Below are 22,472 nucleotides of genomic sequence, written 5' to 3'. Positions count from 1 at the left end.
GGTGGGGGGGCCCGGCGACCACCCGCCCCCGGGGCCGCGGCGCTGCGCCCGGGGTGGGCGCACGGGGGGCCCCTGGGGGGGGACCACGCCGGGGGGGGGGGGGCGCCCGCGGCGGGCCCCCCCCCCGCACCCTCCTTCCCCGTCAGCGAGTGCCGACGGCCGCGCGGACGGCCTTGCGGGCCGTCTGGGCGTCGTCGTGCAGCCGCCGCAGCAGCAGTCGCTGTTCCTCACCGGACGGCGCGGCCCCCGGGTGGGCCGGGCCCGCCGCCGGGGCCGACTCGTGCATCGAACGCTGCACGGCCGTCTCGTAGGTGCGGATCTCCCGGGTCAGCAGGAGCATCAGATTCACCAGGAAGGCGTCCCGGGAGGCCGGTCCCGCCGACTGGGCGATCTGGCTGATCTGCCGCCGGGCCGCCGGCGCGTCCCCGAGGACCAGCCACAGCGTCGCCAGGTCGTAACCCGGCAGGTACCAGCCCGCGTGTTCCCAGTCCACCAGCACTGGACCGGCCGGTGAGAGCAGGATGTTCGACAGCAGGGCGTCGCCGTGGTTGAACTGGAGCATGCCGTGCCGCCCCACCTCGTGGGCGATGCCGTGCAGCAGCTTTTGCAGGTCGCCGAGGTCCCGGTCGGTGAGCAGGCCCAGATCGTGGTAGCGGGTGATCCGGGCGCCGTAGTCCAGCGGCATGTCGAAGGTGCCCGCGGGCGGCCGCCAGGCGTTCACCCGGCAGACCGCGCCCAGCGCGGTCCGGATGTCCGTCCGGGACGGTGCCTCCGTCGGATGCCGCTGGAAGGCCACCGGCCGGCCCGGCATCCGCTCGATCACCAGGGTGCAGTTGTCCGGATCCGCCGCGATCAGCCGGGGCACACGGACCGGGGGCCGGTGCCGGACGAACGAGCGGTATGCGGCTATTTCGTGGCGGCTCCGCTCCGCCCAGGCCGGCGACTGGTCCAGCAGGCACTTGGCGACGGCCGTGCTCCGCCCGGTCGTCCCGACGAGGAGGACGGACCGTCCGTTCCGCCGCAGGACCTGCACCGGAGCGAACTCGGGGCAGATCCGGTGCACCGCGGCGATCGCGGTGCGCAGCTGCGCGCCCTGCGGGCCCGACAGGTCGAGTCTTCCGCTGAGCGGTTGGGTGCCGGGCTGACCCGGGATCCGCCGGGGCCGGCCCACGACCGGGACGGGGCCGCCCGGCCGCGCCGCCGGGTCGAGGAACGGTCCGCCGCCCGCCGGGCGGGTGCGCAGCGGCCGGGTCGGGGCGGACACGGAGGACGATGCTGCGTACATGGGAGATACAGATCCCTTCGTGTGCCTGCGGTGCCTGCCTGAACGTCCGAGCGGACCTCCGCACCGAACGCTGTGCGGAGCTCCGTGCGGAATTCCGTGCGCGCAACCCGTCCCGGCCGCCCGGGCACACCCTGGGGAATGTGCCCGTCATATGCCGCCCTGCCGTCTTTCCGATGTCTCGGAGAGGACGGGCGACCGGGTCGGGGTGGCGCATTCCTACCTGACACCCGATGGCCAGTGGCACACCATCTGGCGGACCCTGGCGAAGCGTGGCGAATAGTCGCCCGGCAACCTCCGCGGGGCTACTGTCAACTCAGCCGAGAACCTGGGGGCTTGAGTGAGCGGACAACCCAACACCCGACTGTCGGACCTGTTCGGCCTGGCCGGCTGGTCGAAAGGCGAGCTCGCGAGACTGGTCAACAAGCAGGCGGCGGCCATGGGTCACCCCCAGCTGTCGACCGACACCTCGCGGGTGCGGCGGTGGATCGACATGGGAGAGATCCCGCGCGATCCCGTGCCGCGGGTGCTGGCGGCGCTGTTCACCGAGCGACTCGGCCGTGTCGTGACCATCGAGGACCTCGGTCTGGTACGGCACGGGCGTGCAGGGAAACGGCAGGGCGACGGGATCGAGGAACACCCCGACGGTATGCCGTGGGCGCCCGAACGGACCGCCGCGGTCCTCACCGAATTCACGGGAATGGACCTCATGCTCAACCGACGCGGCTTGGTGGGCGCGGGTGCCGCGCTCGCCGCGGGATCCACACTCAGCAGCGCCATGTACGACTGGCTGCACACCGACCCGGCCCTCAAGGCCGACGCCCCTGTCCTCGACGACCCGCTGCACGCCGACCCCGCTGGGTTCGACCGCTATGAGGCCGCCCCCATCGGATCGCAGGAGATCGAGGAGCTGGAGCGCTCGGTCGAGGTGTTCCGCGCCTGGGACGCGGCCCGTGGCGGCGGGCTGCAACGCAAGGCGGTGGTCGGTCAGCTCAACGAGGTGGGCGGCATGCTCGCCTACCACCACCCACCCCATCTCCAGCGCCGCCTGTGGGGCGTCGCCGCCAACCTCGCCGTCCTCGCGGGCTGGATGTCGCACGACGTCGGTCTGGAGCCCACGGCCCAGAAGTACTTCGTCATCGCGGCCCATGCCGCCCGCGAGGGCGGGGACCGGCCGCGGGCCGGCGAGGCGCTGTCCCGGGCCGCCCGGCAGATGGTGCACCTGGGCCGGCCGGACGACGCGCTGGACCTGATGAAGCTCGCCCAGTCCGGTGCCGGGGACCGCCTCCAGCCCCGCACCAAGGCGATGTTCCACACCATCGAGGCCTGGGCGCAGGCGTCGATGGGCAAGGGCCAGGCGATGCGCCGCACGCTCGGGCAGGCGGAGGACATGTTCGTCGCCGACCGGGGCGACGGGGAACCGCTGGACTGGATGCAGACCTTCAAGGACGAGGACCTGTACGGCATGCAGGCCCTGGCCTACCGCACGCTGGCCGAGTTCGACCCCGGAGCGGCCGTGCACGCCCAGTACTACGCGGAGAAGGCGCTGGCGCTCCGGGTGGACGGGCGGGAGCGGTCGAAGATCTTCGACCATCTCTCCATGGCCTCGGCCTGCTTCATCGCCGACGACCCCGAACAGGCCTACCGGTACGCCCGGCTGGCCCTGATGTCGATGGGCTCGAACTCCTCGCGGCGCACCTGGGACCGGCTGCGCCAGATGTACCGGCTGAGCGCGGAGTACTCCGGCTACCCGAAGATCCATGAACTGCGGGAGGAGATCAAGCTCGCCCTGCCCAAGCCGCGGCAGAAGGGCGACAACAGCGCACAGGCGTGAGCGCACGGGCACAGGGAGCCCGTGCGCCGTCGGACCGGCGGGCGGCTCGGCTCAGCCCGTCACCCTGACGACGAGCACACACGCGTCGTCCTCGCGTCCGGTGCCGCCGAACTCCTCCACGACCGTCCGCACACAGTCCCGCGCGGTGCGCGCCGCGCCGAACCGTGGGGCGAGGCCGAGCAACCGGTCCAGGGCAGCCGGCCCGTCGTGGCCCGGGACGAGTCCGTCGGTGTGCAGCAGGAGCAGATCGCCGGGTTCGAGGGTGACCTCGGCCTGTCCGTAGTCGGCGCCCGAGGTGGCGCCGAGCAGCACGCCGTCCGGCGCGTTCAGCACGCACCCCGTGCCGTCGCGGTACAGCAGCGGGGCGGGGTGTCCCGCCTGTGCCCAGACGAGGGTGCCGGTCCCGGGGTGGTAGCGGCAGCAGACGGCGCTGCCGAGGGCCGGTTGCACGGTGGTGTCGAGTAACTGGTTGAGCAGGGTGAGGAGCTGCCCGGGGCGGGCGCCGGACATGGCCATGCCGCGTACGGCGCCGAGCAGCATCGCCATGTTCGAGGCGACGGCCACACCGTGGCCGGTGAGGTCGCCGACGCTCAGCAGCGTCTCGCCGCCGGGCAGCTCCAGCGCGTCGTACCAGACCCCGCCGATCAGGGTCTCGGTCGCGGCCGGCAGGCGGTGGGCGGCGAGGTCGAGGATGCCCGGGCCCTGGTGCGGGAGTCGCAGGGAGCCGCGCCAGGGGGGCAGCACGGCCTCGCGCAGCTCGTCGGCGATCCGGTGCTCGGTCTGCCGCTCGCCGCGCTGCCGGTGCAGCGAGTCACGGGTCTCGCGCACCGCCCGCTGGGTGCGGCGCAGCTCGCTGACGTCCCGCAGCACGGCCCACATCGAGGTCGTGCTGCCGTCGGCGCCGAGCACCGGCTCGCCCATCATGTGCACGGTCCGCACCGAGGCGTCGGGCCGTACGATCCGGAACTCGCCGTCGATCGGCCTGGCGTCGACCAGGCAGTCCGTCACCATCGCGGTGAGCTTCGGCCGGTCCTCCTCCAGGAGCAGCGAGGGAAGTTCGTCCAGGGTGAGGGCGGGCGAGAGCGGGTCGCGGCCGAGGATCCGGTACAGCTCCCCGGACCAGGTGGCCTCGTCGGTGAGCAGGTTCCACTCCGCGCTGCCGACCCGGCTGAGCAGCGATCCGCGGGGGGCGCCGGCGGCCGGCGCGGCGGCGGGGGACTCGGCGGGGGCGGGCGGGACCGGCTCCGGGCCGTCCCGGAGCTGGGCCAAGTGGGCGTCGATGTCGTCGAGTTGGTGCAGCGCCAGGTCGTACAGGGCGCGCTGCCAGCGTTCCTCCGGGTCCGCACCGTCGCTCCGGGTGTCCCGCCGTACGGCGTCCACCTCGCCCTTGAGCCGCCGCGCCTGCCTTATCAGCGCCTCGACCGAGCCGCGTCCGGGCGGCTGGGCGGCTGGGCGGTCCGCGGAGACTGGGGACGGCATGACGCACTCCGATGGGGGAGGTTGGCGGCGGGAGGGACGGGGACCGCTACGACTGTCGCACAGCCGACGACGCCCCGTAAGGGATTTGGCACCACACGATACGGCGATGCTTCCGGCATATGCCAGAGTCTTGCCGGAGCGATCCGAAGGTACGGATGACGTACGCGTCCGGCGGAGCAAGTCGTAGAAGAACTACGGGAGTTGCGCCGAGTTCGCGGACTTCCTCGACATGCTCAACCAGGTGTTCGACGTGCTGGTGTTCCATGGTGCCGTCAACGGCCTGTACATGTCGAAGTCTGACCGGAAACGGCGGCATGCGAAGGGCCCTCACGCACTCCATTAAGGCATGGAGACCATAGTCGAACAGCCCGTCCTGGCCCGCCTCGTCACCGCCGACGACCTGGAGGTCCCGGTCTCGGCCACCCTTCGCTACACCACCGACGATCCGCTGGCCGTCTTCGTGGACTTCCCGGCCGAGGCGGCCCTGGACGGTGAGGAGGTCACCTGGACCTTCGCACGCTCGCTGCTCGACCAGGGGCTGAGGGCCCCGGCCGGTCACGGGGACGTGCAGATCTGGCCCTCCGGGCACACCCGGACCGTGCTGGAGTTCCACTCGCCCTACGGGCTGGCGCTGCTGCACTTCTCCGCCCCCGCGCTGCGCCGCTTCCTCGGGCGCAGCTACGAGGTGGTAGCGGCCGGGCAGGAGGACCTGGCGGGCGTGGTGGAGCGGGGGCTGAGCGCCCTGTTCGGCGGGGTGTGAGCCACGCCCGGCACGGTTTTGACTCTTGTTCACCTCCGCCTCACCGCACGGGTATGGACCTCGCCGGACGCCGCGGGCACCCTTGCGCGCGGTGTGCCGCAGGGGCACTCCCGTGACGAGGACGGGGCGAATGACACCGATCAGCCGAAGAGGCTTCGTGGGCCTCGGCGCATCCATGGCGGCGGGCGTGGCCCTGGGCGGCGCGGGCACCCGCGCGTCCGCCGCGGCGGCCACCACGGCGACCGGCACGATCAAGGACGTCCGGCACGTGGTGATCCTCATGCAGGAGAACCGCAGCTTCGACCACTACTTCGGGCGGCTGAAGGGGGTGCGCGGCTTCGGCGACCGCAGCGGCATCACCCTCGCCGGCGGCCACTCGGTCTTCGACCAGCCCAACGGGCCGGCCCGCCAGTACCCGTGGAAGCTCAGCGCCACCCCGTCGGCGGGCGGCGCCGACGGCGAGACCCTCGCCCAGTGCAGCGGTGACCTGCCCCACTCGTGGTCCTCGCAGCACTCCGCCTGGAACAAGGGCCGCCTGGACAACTGGGTCGCGGGCGTGGGCAACGTCCGCTCGCTCGGCTACCTGGACCGCTCCGACATCCCCTTCCACTACGCGCTCGCCGACAACTACACCGTCTGCGACGCCTACTTCTGCTCCACCCTCAGCGCCACCGGCCCCAACCGCACCTATCTGTGGAGCGGCAAGGTCGACTCCACCTCCTACGACGGCGGCGACGAGTCCGGCCTGACCTGGCAGACCTACGCGGAGGCGCTCCAGAGCGCCGGAGTGACCTGGAAGGTCTACCAGAACGCGGCCGACAACTACGGCGACAACGGCTGCGCCTACTTCAAGAAGTTCACCAGCGCCAAGCCCGGCGACCCGCTCTACGACCGCGGGATGGCCTCGGTGCCGAAGGCGACCGGTTCCACCCCGGACGACATCGCCGCCGCCATCAAGGCCGACGTGCTCGCGGGCACCCTCCCGCAGGTCTCCTGGGTGGTGCCGAACCAGGCCTTCTCCGAGCACCCCTACGCCCCGCCCGGCGACGGCGCGCACTTCGTCAACCTCGTCTACCAGGCCCTCGCCGCCGACCAGGACGTGTTCGACTCGACCGTGCTGTTCCTCAACTACGACGAGAACGACGGCTTCTTCGACCATGTGCCCCCGCCGGCGCCGCCCGCAGGGACGCCCGGCGAGTTCCTCAACGGCGTGCCCTACGGCTTCGGCTTCCGCGTACCCATGATCGTCGTCTCACCCTGGACCCGTGGCGGCTGGGTCTCCTCGGAGGTGTTCGAGCACACCTCGGTGCTGCGCTTCCTGGAGACCTGGACGGCCGCCCTCGGCACACCGGCCGGCTGCCCCAACATCAGCGCCTGGCGGCGCAAGGTCAGCGGCGACCTCACCGGCGTCTTCGACTTCGCCAACCCCGTGTACGGCCCGGTGTCCCTGCCCGCGACCGGCGTGATCGGCATCGGCACCTGCGGCCCGCTGCCCAACCCGGTGCCGACGGACAACGCGCTGCCCGCCCAGGAGTCCGGCACCCGGCCCGCCCGCGCCCTGCCGTACCAGCCGAACGGCTACCTGGACCGGCTGGAGTTCGGCGCTTCCGGGCAGATCCTCGCCTGGATCACCCTGGCCAACCAGGGTGGCCCGGCCACCCGCGCCGCCCACTTCTCGCTCCACCCCAACGCCTACCGCGACACCACGCCCTGGCAGTACACGGTGGACGCGGGCGGCACCGCCTCCGACTCCTTCAACATCGGCACCGGCTTCGGCGACGGCACGTACGACCTGACCCTGGTCGGCCCCAACCGCTTCCTGCGCCGCTTCCGGGGCGACGCCACCCAGGCCGGCCGCTCGGCCGAGGTGCACAGCCGGTACGCGGTCGAGCCCGGCACCGGCAAGCTCGCCGTCTACTTCACGATGACCAACTCCGGTACGTCCTCGGTGAAGTTCACCATCACCTCCCACCACTACCGCAGCGACGGCCCGTGGACCTACACGGTCGCCGCGGGCGGCTCGGCGGAGGACTTCTTCAACGTCGTCGCGTACCAGAACGGCTGGTACGACTTCACGGTGACCGTGGACTCCGACGCGACCTGGTGGCGCCGGTTCACCGGACACCTGGAGACGGGCGCCGCGAGCGTCAGCGGCTGACCTGGCTGTAGAGGTCCGGGCGCGGGGCGAGGTCGACGGCCATCCGGCCGCCGGTCTCCAGCGCCCGGACCCCCGCCTCGGCCACGGCCGAGGCCGCGTAGCCGTCCCAGGCGTCCGGGCCGGTGACCCGGCCGCGCCGGGTGGCGTCCACCCAGGCCTGCACCTCGCGGTCGTAGGCGTCGGCGAACCGTACGAGGTAGTCCTGCGCCACCTCCTCCCGGGCGCCGCCAGCGGTGGTGACGACCATGGTGTGCGCGTCGCCGATGCGGGCACTGCCCGCCTCGCACACCGCCTCGCAGCGCACCTGGTAGCCGAAGCCGCAGTTGACGAAGACCTCGACGTCGACCAGCGCGCCCCGCTCGGTCTCGAACAGCACGAACTGCGGGTCGAGCAGGCCCTCGGGGGCGCCCGCCGACGACGCGGGGCGCAGCACCGTCACCGCCGTCAGCTCCTGCCCGAGCAGCCAGCGGGCCGCGTCGATCTCGTGCGAGACCGAGCTGTTGACGAGCATCGCGCTGGTGAAGCCGGGCGGCGAGGAGACATTGCGGTGGGTGCAGTGCAGCATCAGCGGCCGGCCGAGGGCGCCGCCGTCCAGCAGGGCCTTCAGCCGCCGGTACTCGGCGTCGTAGCGGCGCATGAACCCGATCTGCGCCAGCCGCCGGCCGAGCCGCGCCTCGGCCTCCACCACCCGCAGCGCACCGGTGGAGTCCGGCACCATGGGCTTCTCGCACAGCACCGGCAACCCGCGCGCGAACGCGGCCAGCAACGCCTCCTCGTGCGCGGGGCCCGGGGAGGCGATCAGGACGGCCTCGACCCCGGGCGCGTCGAGTGCGGCGAGCGGGTCGGTGTGCAGCAAGACCCCCGTCAGGCCCGCCACCGCCGCCTCGGCCCGCGCGCGGTCGGGATCGGCCACCACGGCCACCCTCGCACCGCTCACCACATGAGCAAGCCGCCGTATATGGTCGGCGCCCATATGGCCCGCCCCCAGTACCGCAACGCCCAGCAGGTCACCCACGCGCGCACTCCCCTCGGCCGACGATCACGCCGTAGCGTACGCGGCCGGGGGAGTGGCGGTCGGTGCCGTGGGGGACCGGTCAGTACCGCAGGACGCCGGCGATCCCGTCCGCGTCGCCCAGGGTGCCGTCGGGGACGAAGCGGACGTCCGCGCCGGTTTCCAGGCACTGCTCCACGATCTCGTCCACGATGTCCTCGCGGGCGAACGGATCTCCGGGCTCGGAAGGCACCAGATGCGCGCCGACGTCACGGGCGACGGCGCGGTAGTTCTCCTCCACGGCGAGCAGCCGTACCCGCCCCTCCCGGGAGCTCTGCCACAGCTCGTCCAGCCCGGCGGCGTAGGTCCGGTGACCGCGCGCGGAGGTCAGCTCGTCCAGCAAGGCCGTGGTGTCCCGGGCCGACTCCGCCTCCATGACCGGCCGGATCGCCTGCCACACGGCGTCGGGACCGGCGTGCGCGAGGCCGCCGTGGCGCACCTGCACGGCACACCGGGCGACGCTGCCGGCCTGGTCCAGCAGGGACAGCGCCGCCTCCTCACCGGTGACGTACAGCGGCCGGGGCTGCTCGCGCAGCAGGGTGCTCAGCGCGGTGTCCGCCTGGCGCAGGAACCGCCGGGTGTCCGCGTCGCTGAAGGCGCTCGGCACGTCCCCGATGCGCTGCTGCCGCTCGGCGTCGAAGTTCTCCCGGCTGCGGACGAGCGGGAAGCCCCCGGAGCGCTCCTCGACGACCCGGTCACCACCGCCGCTCCACAGCGTGACGCGGTCCGAGGAGACCGACAGCACCCAGAACGGCCGTTCGGCGGCCTGGGCGGCGACGAGATTGCGGGTGAGGAAGGTGTCGGACAGGACCACCCGCTCCGGGACGCTGCGGGCGAGGGACCAGACCTGGTGCTCGCCCGGGGCGGCGAAGATCGCCAGGCCGTCCTCGGCGTGTGTCAGGTCCACTTCGGCGAGGGCGCGGTCGAGCTGTGCCTCGACCTCCGCCCGCCGCTCGCGGGTGACGCCGGGGTCGGACTCCAGCCGCTTGCGTGCCTCGGTCAGCACATTGCGCAGCCGGACCGGATCCTGGCCGCTCTCGGGTTCGCGGCGGTGTGTCGGGGTCAGCACGGACACCGCCGGGTAGGGACGCGGACGCCGCAGTTCGGCGAGGGCCGCGGGACTCAGTGCGTGCTCCATGACAGCACCATAGGACCGATTCATCTGTCCGGCATTCGGGGTAATACCGGCGACGGGGCTGGTGAATTCTCCCCGCGGTACGACGGTGACGGGAGCCGCCCGGACCGTTACCGTACCCGTCAGTAACCGAACCGCACGGACCGCCCAGGAGACCCCATGCCACAGCTCGACCTCGCCGGAGCGGCCCTGACCTACGACGACGAAGGCCCCCGCGACGCCCCGGAGGCGCCCCTGGTCCTCGTCCACGGCTGGACCGCGGACCGGCACCGCTGGGACCATCAGATGGCGCACTTCTCCGGCAGTCGCCGGGTGATCCGGCTCGACCTGCGCGGCCACGGGGAGAGCACCGGCGCCGGGGTGCGCACGATCGCCGAGCTGGCACAGGACGTCCTGGCCCTCCTGGACCACCTCGCGGTGGAGCGGTGCGTGCTGATCGGCCACTCCATGGGCGGCATGATCGCGCAGACCCTCGCCCTCGGCCATCCCGCGCGCGTGGAACGGCTCGTGCTGGTCAACTCCATCGGCCGGATGACCTACAGCCGGGGCCGCGGGCTGCTGATGGCAGCCTCCACCCTGGTGCCGTTCAAGCTGTTCGTCGCCGCCAACATCCAGCGAGCCTTCGGGCCCGGGTATCCGCGCGAGGAGATCCGCGCGCAGATCCGTGCCTCCGCCAGCACCCCGCGCGAGGTCGTCATGACGCTCTACGGCGCCATGCGCGCCTTCGACCTGCTCGACCGGGCCCCCGAGATCCGCATGCCCACCCTGCTGGTGCACGGCTACCACGACGTCCAGCTGCCCGTGTCCCAGGTGCTGCGCCTGGCCAAGGCGTGCCCCGACGCGGTCGTGCGCATCCTGGACGGCGGCCATGAACTGCCCCTGGAGAAGCCGGCGGAGCTGACGGCGGCGCTGGAGCGGTTCCTGGCCGCGCACATGGCGGAACCGGCCTGACCCGCCCCGCACTTGGTCAACTTTTTAGCTGTGGCCGGTTCCCGGCGTCTCCGGTCCGCCGGCATGGAGAGCGCTTGCTCATCCGCAGGCAAAACGCGGCCGAAACACGCGGGGTAATGAGTCGTCCGTGTGACAGCAGCGTTGACCGCTCCCGACCGCCTGACGGAAGGTCGTCATATAGGTGCTCGATACAACTGGTTTCCGGGCCGGTCTCCGCACTCCGCCGAAGCGCAGGTGAGCGGGGGCCGCCAGGGGACCGGAGGCAGGAGGCAGCGCATGTGCGGCATCACCGGATGGGTGTCCTTCGACCGCGACCTGACCGCCGAGGCCACCACATTGCATACGATGACCGAGACGATGGCCTGCCGCGGTCCGGACGACCACGGCACCTGGGCCGAGGGCCCCGCCGCGCTGGGACACCGCCGGCTCGCCATCATCGACCTCCCCGGCGGCCGCCAGCCGATGCCCCTCGCCACCCCCGCGGGAACCGTCGCGCTGGTCTACTCCGGCGAGGCGTACAACTTCACCGAGCTGCGCCGGGAACTCCAGGACCGCGGCCACCGGTTCACCACCGACTCCGACACCGAGGTCGTCCTGCACGGCTATCTGGAGTGGGGCGACGCGGTCGCCGAACGCCTCAACGGCATGTACGCGTTCGCCGTGTGGGACGGACGGCACGACACGCTCGTGATGATCCGCGACCGCATGGGCATCAAGCCCTTCTACTACTACCCGACCCCCGACGGCGTCCTGTTCGGCTCCGAGCCCAAGGCCGTACTCGCCAACCCGCTGGCCCGGCGCCGCGTCACCCCGGACGGCCTGCGCGAGCTGTTCACCCAGATCAAGACCCCGGGCCACGCCGTGTGGGACGGCCTGCACGAGGTGGAGCCCGGCACGGTCGTCACGGTCGGCCGCTCCGGTCTCACCACCCGCGTCTACTGGCGGCTCGAGACCCGGCCGCACACCGACGACCGCGACACCACCATCGCCACCGTCCGCTCGCTCCTCGACGACATCGTGCGCCGTCAGCTGGTCGCCGACGTGCCGCGCTGCACCCTGCTCTCCGGCGGCCTCGACTCCTCCGCCATGACCGCGCTCGCCGCCCGGCAGCTCGGCGTACACGGCGAGCAGGTGCGCAGCTTCGCCGTGGACTTCGTCGGCCAGGCCGAGAACTTCGTCGCCGACGAGCTGCGCGGCACCCCCGACACCCCGTTCGTGCACGACGTCGTCAAGCTCGCCGACACCGACCACCAGGACATCGTGCTCGACGCCCAGGACCTCGCCGACCCCGCCGTGCGCGACCAGGTGATCCGCGCCCGCGATCTGCCGGCCGGCCTCGGCGACATGGACGGCTCGCTGCTGCTGCTCTTCCGCGCCGTCCGGCAGAAGTCGACGGTGGCCCTGTCCGGCGAGTCCGCCGACGAGGTGTTCGGCGGCTACCTCCAGTTCTTCGACGAGGAGTCGCGGCGCGCCGACACCTTCCCCTGGCTCCCCCTGTCCGCCCGGCACTTCGGCGGCAACACCGACGTGCTGCGCGCCGACCTCGCCCGCTCCCTGGACCTGTCGGGTTACGTGGCCGACGGCTACCGCACGGCCGTCGCCGCCATCGACCGCCTGGACGGCGAGAGCGACTTCGAGTACCGCATGCGGCAGATCAGCCATCTGCACCTGACCCGCTTCGTCCGGGGCCTGCTCGACCGCAAGGACCGGATGAGCATGGCCGTCGGCCTGGAGGTCCGGGTGCCGTTCTGCGACCACCGGCTGGTCGAGTACGTCTACAACGCCCCGTGGGCGCTGAAGTCCTTCGACGGCCGGGAGAAGAGCCTGCTGCGCGAGGCGACCGCGGACCTGCTGCCGCGCTCGGTGTACGAGCGGGTCAAGAGCCCCTACCCGTCCACCCAGGACCCGCGGTACGCCCGCGCCCTCCAGGAGCAGGTCAAGGACCTCCTCACCGACCCCTCCCACGCCGTCTTCGACCTGGTCGACCGGGAGCGGGTGCGGCAGGCCGCCGAGCGCGAGGCACCGGTCACCACCCAGCCGGCCCGGCACGGCCTGGAACGAACCCTGCACCTCGCCCGCTGGCTGGACCTGTACTCACCCGAACTGGTCCTCGGCTGAGAGCGCGGTCAGCCCAGTCCGATGGCGCGGTCGGCGGCCGCCGCGCTCGGCTGCCACCACGTCGTCACCGGCTCCCACACCAGGATCCGCCGGCCGGTGCCCAGCCGTGCGGCGGTGAAGGAACGGCCGGACTGCGCCGCCGACGCCGCCACACCGAGCGCGTCCACCCTGCGGACCTCGGGGTCCGCAGGGTCCCCGACGGTCCGTATGTCGGCGTAGGCGGTGCCGCCCGCGGCGAGGCGGTAGCCGCCGGAACCACCCGTCGGCACCGGCAGCGCGGCCCCGTCCAGGCCCTTGAAGGTCACCGTGGGCGCCCGGTCGACGGCGCAGGCGCGGACGCCGCGGTTGGTGACGCGCAGCCGCACCACGGTCGGGTCGGCCAAGGCGGCCCTCGCCCGGACCGCCAGCACCTGCTCGGCGCAGCGGACCGGTTGGCTGGGACGGGTCGCGGCCAGGCTCTGCGGCGCGGTCAGCAGCAGGGCCGCGACGACGGCCGGCACGGCGGGTACGGCGATGAAGGCGCGCGGACGCATGCTGGTCCTCCCGGTCTGGTCATGGCCGGCTGCGGGACGGCGACGGCGAGGTCATCGGCCGGCGCCGTCCAGGGTGGCGCTCCAGTCGCCGCCGTCGGCCGGGCACGAGCTGCCGCTGGCGGGCAGGGTGCCGTACAGCAGAAAGTCGTCGATCGTGTGGTGCACACAGGTGGAGGAGGAGTAGCCGGTGTGCCCGTCGCCCTTGTTGTCGAGAATCACCGCCGACGGGCCGAGCCGCCGGGCCGTCTCCTCCGTCCACCGGTACGGCGTCGCCGGGTCCCCGCGCGTGCCCACCAGCAGCATCTTCGCCGAGTGCACCTGCTTGACCCGGTCCCGGATGAAGTCCGTGCCCCGCGGCCTGCCGTAGCACATCAGCAGCTGGATGAGCCGGTAGCGGCCGAAGACCGGAGAGGCCTGGTCGTACGCGGCCCGCAGCTCCTTCAGGTCCCGGGTGAGCCGGGCGGCGGTGGGCCGGTCGGGGTCGTCGGCGCAGTCGATCGCCATCAGCGCGGCGGGCAGGTTGTCCGCGGGGACGTGCTGCGGATCGGTCAGGCCGCCCTGCACCGCGTACCGCCGCTGCCCGGCACCCGCGCCGGTGCTCCGGAGCGGGAGCCGGATGCCGCCGGTGGAGAAGGCGAGCACGCCCCGGGTGTCGCCGTCCTCCGTGAGCGAAGCCAGCGCCCGCTCCAGCAGGGGCCACATCTGCTTGCTGTAGAGCGCCTGCCCGATCGCGCCCACCAGGTCCTGGCCGGAGAAGGAGCCGCCGAAGTCGGTGGGCACCGGGTGCTCGTCGAGCGAGTGCACCAGCCGTACGACCTCGTCCCCGGCCGCACGCCGGTCCTGCCCGAACGGACAGGCGAGATCCGTCGTACACCAGTCCAGGAAGTCGTCCAGTGCGGTCTGCTGCCCCTCGGCGCCCGCGATGCCCTGCTCGGACAGCGGCTCGGTGAGGGTGTCGACGCCGTCCAGCGTCATCCGTCCCACCTTGTGCGGGAACTGCGCCGCGTACACCGCGCCGAGCCGGGTTCCGTAGGAGAAGCCGAGGTAGTTGAGCTTCTTGTCGCCGAGCGCCTGGCGGATCACGTCCAGGTCGCGGGAGGCGTTCACGGTGCCTATGTGGCGCAGCACCGGGCCGGAGTTCCGGGCGCAGGCCGCGGCGGCCTTTTGCAGCTGGGCGAGCAGCGCCTGCGGGTGGGCGAGGTCGGCGGTCCCGTCCGTCGCCGTCGCGGCCTCGTCGGTGCCCTCGCCGCAGCTGACGGGGGAGGAGCGGCCGACGCCGCGCGGGTCGAAGCCGACCACGTCGTAGCCGTTGGTCAGGTCCATGAACTGCTTGCCCGCGGCGGCCAGTTCGCTGACGCCCGAGCTGCCGGGGCCGCCGAAGTTCAGCAGCACCGAGCCCCGGGACGGGCCCGTCGCGCGATAGCGGGCCAGGGCGAGGTCCAGGGTGCCCGCGGTGGGCCGGGCGTAGTCGAGCGGCACGGTCACCTTGGCGCACTGGAGGTCCTTCGGCATGTCGGGGCCCGCGCAGGCACCCCACACCGCCTTCTGCCGGTAGAACCGGGACAGGTCGGGCTGCGGCGGGGTCGCCGCGGCCGCGGGCAGCCCGGCTCCGAGCAGCGCGAGGGTGAGGAATCCGGCCCCCGTGCAGCGCCGCACGGCGGACCGTGTGGACAGCATGGCCAGCATCGATCGCCTCCCGGGGCGCGCCCGTCCTGGGCCGGGGCCGACGCCCTCGGATCACCTTAAGCGGGCCCCGGAAGGCCCGCCTCCGGACGAGCGGGACGGCACCGGGTGCCGTACCCTTCGCTCTCTCCATCCCTTTTGGTGATCATTCAGTGTGCTTTCCATGCGGTTCGATAGCTGTGCCACTCGATGGGGTGAAAGACCGATTGGCCATAACTCGGACGGTTCGCCTGCGTTTTACAGGGTGCGGGTGAATGGCCCGCGACGATGTCTGGAAGGCAGGGAACCTATGGGACGGGCTACCCGAAACGGTGTGATCGCCGCCGCCGTCGCCGCCTCCGGCGCGCTGGCCGTGGCGCTCCCGGTGTCCGGGGCCTTCGCGGCCGCCGGGTCCGGCGCCGACGGCAGCGCGCAGAACTCGCCCGGACTGGTCTCCGGCAACGGCATCCAGCTCCCGGTGCAGGTGCCGGTGAACCTGTGCGGGAACACCGTGAACGTCGTCGGACTGCTCAACCCGGCCGCGGGCAACCGGTGCACCGACACCGGCGTCAGCGGCACGGGCGGGGCCTCCGCGTCCGGCGGGGCGTCGGCGCACGGCGGCGCCCAGGACGCGCCCGGAGTGGTCTCCGGCAACGGCGTCCAGCTCCCGGTCGACGTACCGGTCCAGATCAGCGGCAACAGCGTCAATGTGGTCGGCGTGGCCAACCCGGTGCTGGGCAACACCTCGGTGAACGGCCCCGGCGACCAGCCCCGCGCCCCCCGCCACCCGCAGACCCCACCGGCCCCGCACACCCCGCCGACCCCGCACACCCCGTCGGCCCCGCCGGCCCACCCGGCCCCGCACCCCCGGCACACCCCGCTCCACCCGGCAGAACCGCCCCGGACCGTGACCACCCTCGCCCACACCGGCACGGACCTCGCGGCCCCCGCCGCCGCGGTCAGCGCCGCGCTCCTCCTGACGGGCGGCATCCTCTACCGCCGCTTCCGGCAGGGCGGCACCCGCTGACCGGACACATACGATGCCCGCCCGCGCCTACGGCCGTCCGCCGGACGCGCGAGCGGGCACCGGCCGGCCCGCCGGGTCGGGGGGACCAGGCCGGCCGGCGCACCTCCGCAACGGCCGATCTCCCCATGGCGCGGCCCCCGTTGATCCGGAAGGATGCGGCAGGTCAGCCATGACCCCCGACCGAAACGGAGCGCACCGATGACCTCTCCGGCCCCCCATGACCTCGTCGTCACCCAGGCCACCCTCGCCGACTGGCCGGTGATCAGCGGATGGGCGGCCGCGGAGGGCTGGAACCCCGGACTGTCCGACGGGCCCGCGTTCTTCGCCCAGGACCCCGAGGGGTTCTTCCTCGGCCGGATCGACGGGGAGCCGGTCTCGGCGATCTCCGTGGTGAACTACGGCACCGACTACGCCTTCCTCGGCTGCTATCTCGTACGGCCCGACCTGCGCGGCCAGGGGCACGGCCTCACCACCTGGAAGACCGCGCTGGCCCACGCCGGGGACCGCACGGTCGGCCTGGACGGGGTCGTCGCCCAGCAGGACAACTACCGCCAGTCCGGCTTCGAACTCGCTTACCGCACCATCCGGTTCACCGGACCGGCTCCCGAGAGCGAGACCCCCTCCGGGGTCCGCCCGGCCGAGCCCGGCGACCTGGCCGCCCTCACCGCCTACGACGGCGCCTGCTCCCCGGCCGACCGCCCGCGCTTCCTCGCCGAGTGGCTCACCGGCCCCGGCCACCGCGCCGTGGTCCGCCACGACGGCGGCCGCCTCACCGGCTACGGCGTCATCCGCCCCGGCCATGACACCCTCCGCATCGGCCCACTGTTCGCGGACACCGCCGAGGACGCCCGCGCCCTGTTCGCCGCCCTCACCGCCGAGGCGGCCGGCCAGGAGATCGCCCTCGACGTACCCGAGCCCAACACGGCCGGCGTCGCCCTCGCCGAAGCGGCAGGACTCGTCGCCTCGTTCGAGACGGCCCGCATGTACACGGGCCCGGTACGCGCCCACGCGCAGGAGCGCGTGTTCGGCGTCACCACGCTCGAACTGGGCTGACGGCGCCCGAACCGCACCGCGGTTCGCCGCCTCGCCCGGCCCATCGGGAATTGCGTTGCCCGCCCGGGGCGGACATGGTGCAGTGGCCGTATGGATCACTCGGCGGTACTCGCCCGCTACGACCAGGAGATGCGCCGGGGCGCACGGCCGGACGGCCCCGGGGCCCGGATCGAACGGGCCGGCGGGGTGGTGCGCCAGGTCGCCGGCCCGCAGGGCTGGAACGGGGTGCTGTGGTCCGGGCTGGACGCGGCGGACGCGGACCGGGCCGTCCAGGACCAGATCGACCGCTTCACCGGCCTCGGCCGGGACTTCGAGTGGAAGCTCTACGGCCACGACCGGCCGAAGGATCTCGGCGCCCGGCTCACCGCTGCCGGGTTCCGGCCCGAGCCGGAAGAGGCCCTGCTGGTGGGCGAGGTCGCCCGGCTGGCCCTGGACGCCGAACCGCCCGCCGGCATCCGGCTCGTGCGGGCCACCGACCCGGCCGGGGTCGACCTCGTCGTCGCGGTGCACGAGCAGGCCTTCGGCACCGACGGCGGCCGGCTGCGGCACCGGCTGCTGGCCCGGCTGGCCGCCGACCCCGGCACGGTCGTCGCCGTGGTCGCGCTCGCCGGTGACGAACCCGTCAGCGCCGCCCGGATGGAACTGGTGCCCGGCACCGCCTTCGCCGGACTCTGGGGCGGCGGCACCGTCGAGGCCTGGCGGGGCCGGGGCGTCTACCGTGCCCTGGTCGCCCATCGCGCCCGCGTCGCCGCCGAACACGGATACCGCTATCTCCAGGTCGACGCCTCGCCCATGAGCCGCCCGATCCTTCAGCGCCTCGGATTCCACCAGCTCAGCACCACCACGCCGTACCTGTACGGCGGCTGACGCGCCGGCCGGCGCGCTCCGGTTATTGCCGGGACTTTCTGTTCACCGGGCCTTCATGCCATGTACCTTTCAATCAATCGACGCGTGTAGAACCCTCAAGCCGGTTCTACGCGCGCAGACTTGGCGCCCCCACCGCCGTCTCCCCACCCCTCATGGAGGTTCGCCGGATGCCTGGATCCAGGAGATCCCGCCGCAGATTCACCACCGCCCTGGCCGGACTGGGCATGCTCCTCACCGGAGCCGCCCTCCAGGTCGGCGCCAGCGCCCCCGCCCACGCGGCGACCCCGCACCGCATCCTGTTCGACAACGCCCACGCCGAGACGGCCGGCAACGCCGACTGGATCATCTCCACCAGTCAGCCCGACCCGCTCGGCCAGAACTCCTCCCCGTCCGCCGAGACGGACTGGACCGGCGCCCTGTCCTCCTGGGGCGTGGCGCTCCAGAAGACCGGCAACTACAGCCTCAAGACGCTGCCGTCGGGCTCCAGCCTCAGCTACGGCGGCTCCGCCACGACCGACCTGTCGAACTTCGACACGCTGGTCCTGCCGGAGCCCAACACGATGTTCTCCGCCGCCGAGAAGACGGCGATCATGAACTTCGTGAAGAACGGCGGCGGTCTGTTCATGATCTCCGACCACACCGGAGCCGACCGCAACAACGACGGCTACGACGCGGTCCAGATCCTCAACGACCTGATGTCGAACAACAGCGTCGACTCCACCGACCCGTTCGGCTTCTCGATCGACTCGCTGGACGTCAAGTCCGACTACCCGCCCGCCATCAGCGACAGCACCAACCCGGTGCTGCACGGCTCCTTCGGCACCGTCACCAAGAGCCTGATCGCCGACGGCACCACGGCCACCCTCAAGCCCTCGGACAACCCCGCGGTCAAGGGCCTGGTGTACCGCACCGGCTCCTCGGGCAACACCGGCGCGTTCTTCCTGACCAGCACCTTCGGCAGCGGCCGCATCGCGTTCTGGGGCGACAGCTCGCCCATCGACGACGGCACCGGCCAGTCCGGCAACACGCTGTACGACGGCTGGAACGACTCCGGCGCCACCAACGCGGCCCTTGCCCTCAACGCCACCGAGTGGCTGTCCGGCGCGAGCGGCAGCGGCAGCGGCGGCGGCACCGGGGGCGGCGGGGGCGGCTCGACGTCCTGCACCGCCGGCCAGCTGCTCGGCAACAACGGCTTCGAGTCCGGCAGCACCGCCTGGAGCGCGAACAGCGGCGTCATCACCAACTCGACCGGCGAAGCGGCCCACTCGGGCTCGTACTACGCCTGGCTCGACGGCTACGGCACCGCCACCACCGACACCCTCTCCCAGTCGGTGACCATCCCGTCCGGCTGCTCGACGGCCACCTTCAGCTTCTATCTGCACGTGGACACGGCGGAGACCTCCACCAGCACGGCGTACGACACCCTCCAGGTGCAGGTCCTCAACAGCTCGGGCACGGTCCTCGGCACCCTGGCGACGTACTCGAACCTCAACGCGGGCTCGGGCTACACCCAGCGCAGCTTCAACCTCAGCGGCTACGCGGGGCAGACCGTCACCCTGAAGTTCACCGGCACCGAGGGCTCCAAGTACCAGACGTCGTTCGTCGTGGACGACACCGCGCTCAACGTGAGCTGAGCACAGGGGTGGGCCGCCTTGCCGGCCCACCCCCTTTTTTTGTCAGCCGGCCGGCGCCGTCTGCTCCGGAGTGTTCCAGCCGGAGACCCGCACCCGCGGTGCGGCGCCTCGCAGATCGGCCGTGCGCCAGGTGGCGGTGAGCGTCACCGACTCGCCCGGCCACAGGCTCACCTCGTTGTCCGACCAGCGCACCGGCAGCACCGGCCTGCCCTGCGCGTCCACGAGGTGGACGTCCGTCAGCAGCGCCGGGGTACGGCCCGTGCCCGTGGCACGCAGCGTGACCGTGGTGGTCGACGTGCCGCCGGACGACTCGGTCGACGCCGTCGCCGCCACCGGTACCCGGGCCATGGCGGCCAGGCCGCTGAGGTCGGCGTAGTCGTCCGTCGGCGTGTAGTACCAGGTGGTACTGCTCCAGTCGAGCGTGTCCGGGCTGGTGGACAGCCAGTAGACATTGCGGTCCGTCTCCCGGCCGTCCGCGCCGGTCAGCAGCAGGCGGAGCAGATAGGTGCGGGGCAGACCGCTCACCGATGAGGGCAGGGTCAGCGCGGTGGTGTGCGCCCCGTCCCCGCCGACCGAGACACCGCGGACCGTGCGGTCGTACTTCTGGGTGCCGTCGGGGGCGAACAGGGTGGCCCGTACGGTCAGACCGCCGGCCGGGGTGTGCCGGTTGTCCACCACGACGACCGAGCGGTCGTCGTAGGAGTACTGCACATGCAGCGGCTCGTTCGCCTTCTTGGCGCCGAAGTAGGACCCGCCCTGGTCCAGATAGCGGTCCGTCAGCTGCCAGTGCAGGGAGGTCCAGCCGCTGTTGAACATCCAGTGGATCACCCCGGTGGCCGGTGCGGTGCGGTCCGTGGCGTTGCGCTGGTAGGCCTCGAACTGGGCGCGGACGTTCTCGTACTGGGCCAGCTGCGCCTTGCGGACGTAGTCGGTGAGGCCGGTGGGGGCGCCGTAGCGGCCGGTGAGCGCGTCGTCGTAGATCCCCAGTGTGCCGAAGACCGGGGACGGCGAGCGGTGGTACTGCCGGGTGTCCGGTTCCTTCCAGAGGGTGTCGAGTTCCGCCGGTGTCAGCATCCGGCGCAGGGTGTCGAGGGTGGGGATGCTCGGTCCCGCGCTGGTCTCCGAGTTGAAGCCGGTGGCTCCGCCCTCGCGCTTGGCGTACCAGTAGCGGGGCGGTACCCAGTCGTAGGGGCCGGTCATCTTCATGCCCGAACTGCCCAGTTGTGGCGAGGAGTTGTCCGAGGCGGCCGGGATCACCGGGGTGTTCCAGTCGGCGGCCTTCAGGGCGTCCAGGTAGTCCCGCTCGATCCTGGCGTCGGGGGCGAAGTCGCTGCCGATCAGGAACGACAGCACGCTCGGGTGGTCCCGCAGCCGGGCCGCCTCCGCGGCCATGGACGCCTTCGCCACCGGGTGGTCGGCGGCGGTCCACTCCCGGCCGGCCTCGCTGCCGTTGACGTCGCCCTCCCACTTGTCGCAGCACTCCCAGCCGGGCAGGGTGAGCACGCCCAGGCGGTCGGCCAGCGCGAAGAACTCGTCCGGCTCCAGGTGGCCCTCCAGCCGGAGGGTGTTCAGGCCCAGGTCGACGGCGTATCGAAGCCGGTCCTCGGCAGAGCGGTCGTCCCAGCGCAGGAACTCGTCCGGGGCCCAGCCGCCGCCCTTGACCAGCAGCCTGCGGCCGTTGATCCGGTACTGGCGGGCGCCGTCCGCGTCGAGCGGGGCCCGGACGTCACGGATGCCGAAGGTCTCGTGCGCGGTGTCGGACGGCGTACCGGCCACGGACGCGGTGAGGTCGAGGTCGTACAGCGGCTGTCCGCCCATCCCGGCCGGCCACCACACCTTCGGCGCCGTCAGGTGCAGTCCCGGGACGTCGGCGGGGGAGAAGGCGACGGTCGTGGTCTGGTGGGCGGCGAGCGGCACGGTCCGGGACAGCTCCGTGCCGGCGACGCGGCCGCTGATCCGCGCCGTGACCGGGGTGCCGGAGTCGTTGCGGACGCGGGCCCGGACCGTCAGGTCGGCGGTGGCGAGGGACGGCACGTCCAGCCGGGTCACGACGTGCGCGTCGCGCAGCGCGACCGGGCCGCCCCGGCGGACCAGGACGTCCCGGACGATGCCCATGTTCCGGTCGGGCGGCGGCTGGAGCCAGTCGAGCCAGCCCATGGTGAGGTCGTTGTCCGGGTCGTTGGGCCGGACGCGGAAGGCGACCGTGTTGGTGCCGGGCCGCACCAGCGCGGTGATGTCCAGCTCGTGGTGGGTGTAGACGCCGGTGACGTCCGCCGCCTGCGCCACCCGGTGGCCGTCGACATAGACGTCGGCCGCCGAGACGACCCCGCTGAAGTCGAGGTAGGTGCGGCGCGTGGTGTCCTCGACGGTGAAGTCGGCGCGGTACCACCACGGCACCTCGAAGTCGGCCCGCGGGATCTTCCGCTGGTTGGTGGAGCGGAACGGGTCGGGGTAGACGCCGTCGGCGAGGAGCGCGGCCAGCACGGTCGAGCGGGGGCCCGCGGGGTACCAGCCCTGCGTCGGATAGCCGGGGGAGGAGACCGCCGCCGCCGAGTCGCTCACCTCGGCCGTGGATCGCACGGCGTACCCGGCGAGCGGGGTGCTCGTCCCGGCCGCGGCGGCCACGCGGGTGAGCGGGACCGGCGGGTACGGCGCCCGCGCGCTCGGCGAGCCGGCCCACGCTCCGGTGGTCAGCGCGAGCAGCGTCGCGAGGAGCAGCGCGGTGACGGCGTGGCGGGGGCCGGGGGCGGGGCGAGGGAACACGGAGTCTCCAACCCTCGAAAAGCGAGGAAAACGTACAAATCCGGCTCAAGGTAGGGAGTGGCACGGGGAGAGTCAACGAACCTGGCCGGGCGACGCGCGTGCCTGCCGTGCGCTAGGGTGACGGGAGTCGTCGAGAGCCTCCCCGGGCGGACCGCAAGTCCGCCC

At 72.7% G+C, this 22,472-nt stretch carries 16 protein-coding genes; 9 read left to right on the top strand and 7 right to left on the bottom strand.

Features of this window, described 5'->3' with window-relative positions; translation table 11 throughout:
- Positions 1 to 142 precede the first annotated feature (142 nt).
- The gene (locus ACFVIU_RS07060) at positions 143 to 1,285 is read right to left on the bottom strand and encodes an aminoglycoside phosphotransferase family protein (protein ID WP_385841131.1); all 1,143 of its coding nucleotides are present in this window, start codon (positions 1,283 to 1,285) and stop codon (positions 143 to 145) included.
- Positions 1,286 to 1,622: 337 nt separating this feature from the next.
- Here ACFVIU_RS07060 and ACFVIU_RS07055 point away from each other — a divergent pair, with 337 nt between their 5' ends.
- A complete protein-coding gene (locus ACFVIU_RS07055; RefSeq protein ID WP_385841130.1) occupies positions 1,623 to 3,116 on the top strand; it encodes a hypothetical protein in 1,494 nt (497 codons plus the stop codon).
- Positions 3,117 to 3,167: 51 nt separating this feature from the next.
- Here ACFVIU_RS07055 and ACFVIU_RS07050 read toward each other — a convergent pair whose 3' ends face one another.
- Positions 3,168 to 4,595, bottom strand: a complete 1,428-nt coding sequence (locus tag ACFVIU_RS07050; RefSeq protein ID WP_385841129.1) for a PP2C family protein-serine/threonine phosphatase — start codon at positions 4,593 to 4,595, stop codon at positions 3,168 to 3,170.
- 346 nt (positions 4,596 to 4,941) lie between these two features.
- Between ACFVIU_RS07050 and ACFVIU_RS07045 the strand changes: the two genes are divergently transcribed.
- The gene (locus tag ACFVIU_RS07045; RefSeq protein WP_385841128.1) at positions 4,942 to 5,355 is read left to right on the top strand and encodes an SsgA family sporulation/cell division regulator; all 414 of its coding nucleotides are present in this window, start codon (positions 4,942 to 4,944) and stop codon (positions 5,353 to 5,355) included.
- Between the two features lie 130 nt (positions 5,356 to 5,485).
- Positions 5,486 to 7,513, top strand: coding sequence for a phosphocholine-specific phospholipase C (locus ACFVIU_RS07040; protein ID WP_385841127.1), 2,028 nt, complete (start codon positions 5,486 to 5,488; stop codon positions 7,511 to 7,513).
- Here the strand turns inward: ACFVIU_RS07040 and ACFVIU_RS07035 are convergent.
- Positions 7,503 to 8,528 (bottom strand): Gfo/Idh/MocA family protein, encoded by a 1,026-nt coding sequence (locus ACFVIU_RS07035; protein WP_385841126.1) that lies wholly within the window; start codon positions 8,526 to 8,528, stop codon positions 7,503 to 7,505. The genes ACFVIU_RS07040 and ACFVIU_RS07035 overlap by 11 nt on opposite strands.
- A 79-nt stretch (positions 8,529 to 8,607) precedes the next feature.
- A complete protein-coding gene (locus ACFVIU_RS07030) occupies positions 8,608 to 9,702 on the bottom strand; it encodes a chemotaxis protein (RefSeq protein WP_385841125.1) in 1,095 nt (364 codons plus the stop codon).
- Between the two features lie 156 nt (positions 9,703 to 9,858).
- On the opposite strand from ACFVIU_RS07030, the gene ACFVIU_RS07025 reads away from it, so the two are divergent.
- Both ACFVIU_RS07025 and asnB read left to right on the top strand, forming a co-directional pair.
- A complete protein-coding gene (locus tag ACFVIU_RS07025; RefSeq protein ID WP_385841124.1) occupies positions 9,859 to 10,650 on the top strand; it encodes an alpha/beta fold hydrolase in 792 nt (263 codons plus the stop codon).
- A gap of 276 nt (positions 10,651 to 10,926) precedes the next feature.
- Positions 10,927 to 12,768 (top strand): asparagine synthase (glutamine-hydrolyzing), encoded by a 1,842-nt coding sequence (gene asnB, locus ACFVIU_RS07020; RefSeq protein WP_385841123.1) that lies wholly within the window; start codon positions 10,927 to 10,929, stop codon positions 12,766 to 12,768.
- An 8-nt stretch (positions 12,769 to 12,776) separates the two neighbouring features.
- On the opposite strand, the gene ACFVIU_RS07015 is transcribed toward asnB, so the two are convergent.
- Positions 12,777 to 13,301, bottom strand: a complete 525-nt coding sequence (locus ACFVIU_RS07015) for a DUF4232 domain-containing protein (protein ID WP_385841122.1) — start codon at positions 13,299 to 13,301, stop codon at positions 12,777 to 12,779.
- Between the two features lie 51 nt (positions 13,302 to 13,352).
- On the bottom strand, positions 13,353 to 14,987 hold the full coding sequence (locus ACFVIU_RS07010) for an alpha/beta hydrolase (RefSeq protein ID WP_385841121.1): 1,635 nt from the start codon (positions 14,985 to 14,987) through the stop codon (positions 13,353 to 13,355).
- 313 nt (positions 14,988 to 15,300) lie between these two features.
- Between ACFVIU_RS07010 and ACFVIU_RS07005 the strand changes: the two genes are divergently transcribed.
- From ACFVIU_RS07005 to ACFVIU_RS06990, 4 genes are all read left to right on the top strand, one after another.
- Entirely contained in the window at positions 15,301 to 15,990 is a 690-nt protein-coding gene (locus ACFVIU_RS07005; RefSeq protein WP_385841347.1) for a chaplin, read from the top strand.
- Positions 15,991 to 16,188: 198 nt separating this feature from the next.
- Positions 16,189 to 17,043 (top strand): GNAT family N-acetyltransferase, encoded by an 855-nt coding sequence (locus tag ACFVIU_RS07000; RefSeq protein ID WP_385841120.1) that lies wholly within the window; start codon positions 16,189 to 16,191, stop codon positions 17,041 to 17,043.
- 90 nt (positions 17,044 to 17,133) lie between these two features.
- Positions 17,134 to 17,910, top strand: coding sequence for a GNAT family N-acetyltransferase (locus tag ACFVIU_RS06995; protein ID WP_385841119.1), 777 nt, complete (start codon positions 17,134 to 17,136; stop codon positions 17,908 to 17,910).
- Between the two features lie 167 nt (positions 17,911 to 18,077).
- Positions 18,078 to 19,544 carry a hydrolase gene (locus tag ACFVIU_RS06990; RefSeq protein ID WP_385841118.1) on the top strand — a complete coding sequence of 489 codons (1,467 nt, stop codon included), beginning with the start codon at positions 18,078 to 18,080 and terminating at the stop codon, positions 19,542 to 19,544.
- 42 nt (positions 19,545 to 19,586) lie between these two features.
- Here the strand turns inward: ACFVIU_RS06990 and ACFVIU_RS06985 are convergent, their stop codons facing one another.
- Complete coding sequence (locus ACFVIU_RS06985) at positions 19,587 to 22,307, bottom strand: exo-beta-D-glucosaminidase (protein ID WP_385841117.1); 2,721 nt, start codon at positions 22,305 to 22,307, stop codon at positions 19,587 to 19,589.
- Positions 22,308 to 22,472 lie beyond the last annotated feature (165 nt).

It is taken from the genome of Streptomyces sp. NPDC127190 (genome assembly GCF_042672505.1).
In the GTDB taxonomy this organism is placed as follows: Bacteria; Actinomycetota; Actinomycetes; order Streptomycetales; family Streptomycetaceae; genus Streptomyces.
The sequence above is the reverse complement of the archived record's forward strand: the minus strand, read 5'-3'. Positions and strand labels throughout refer to the sequence as shown.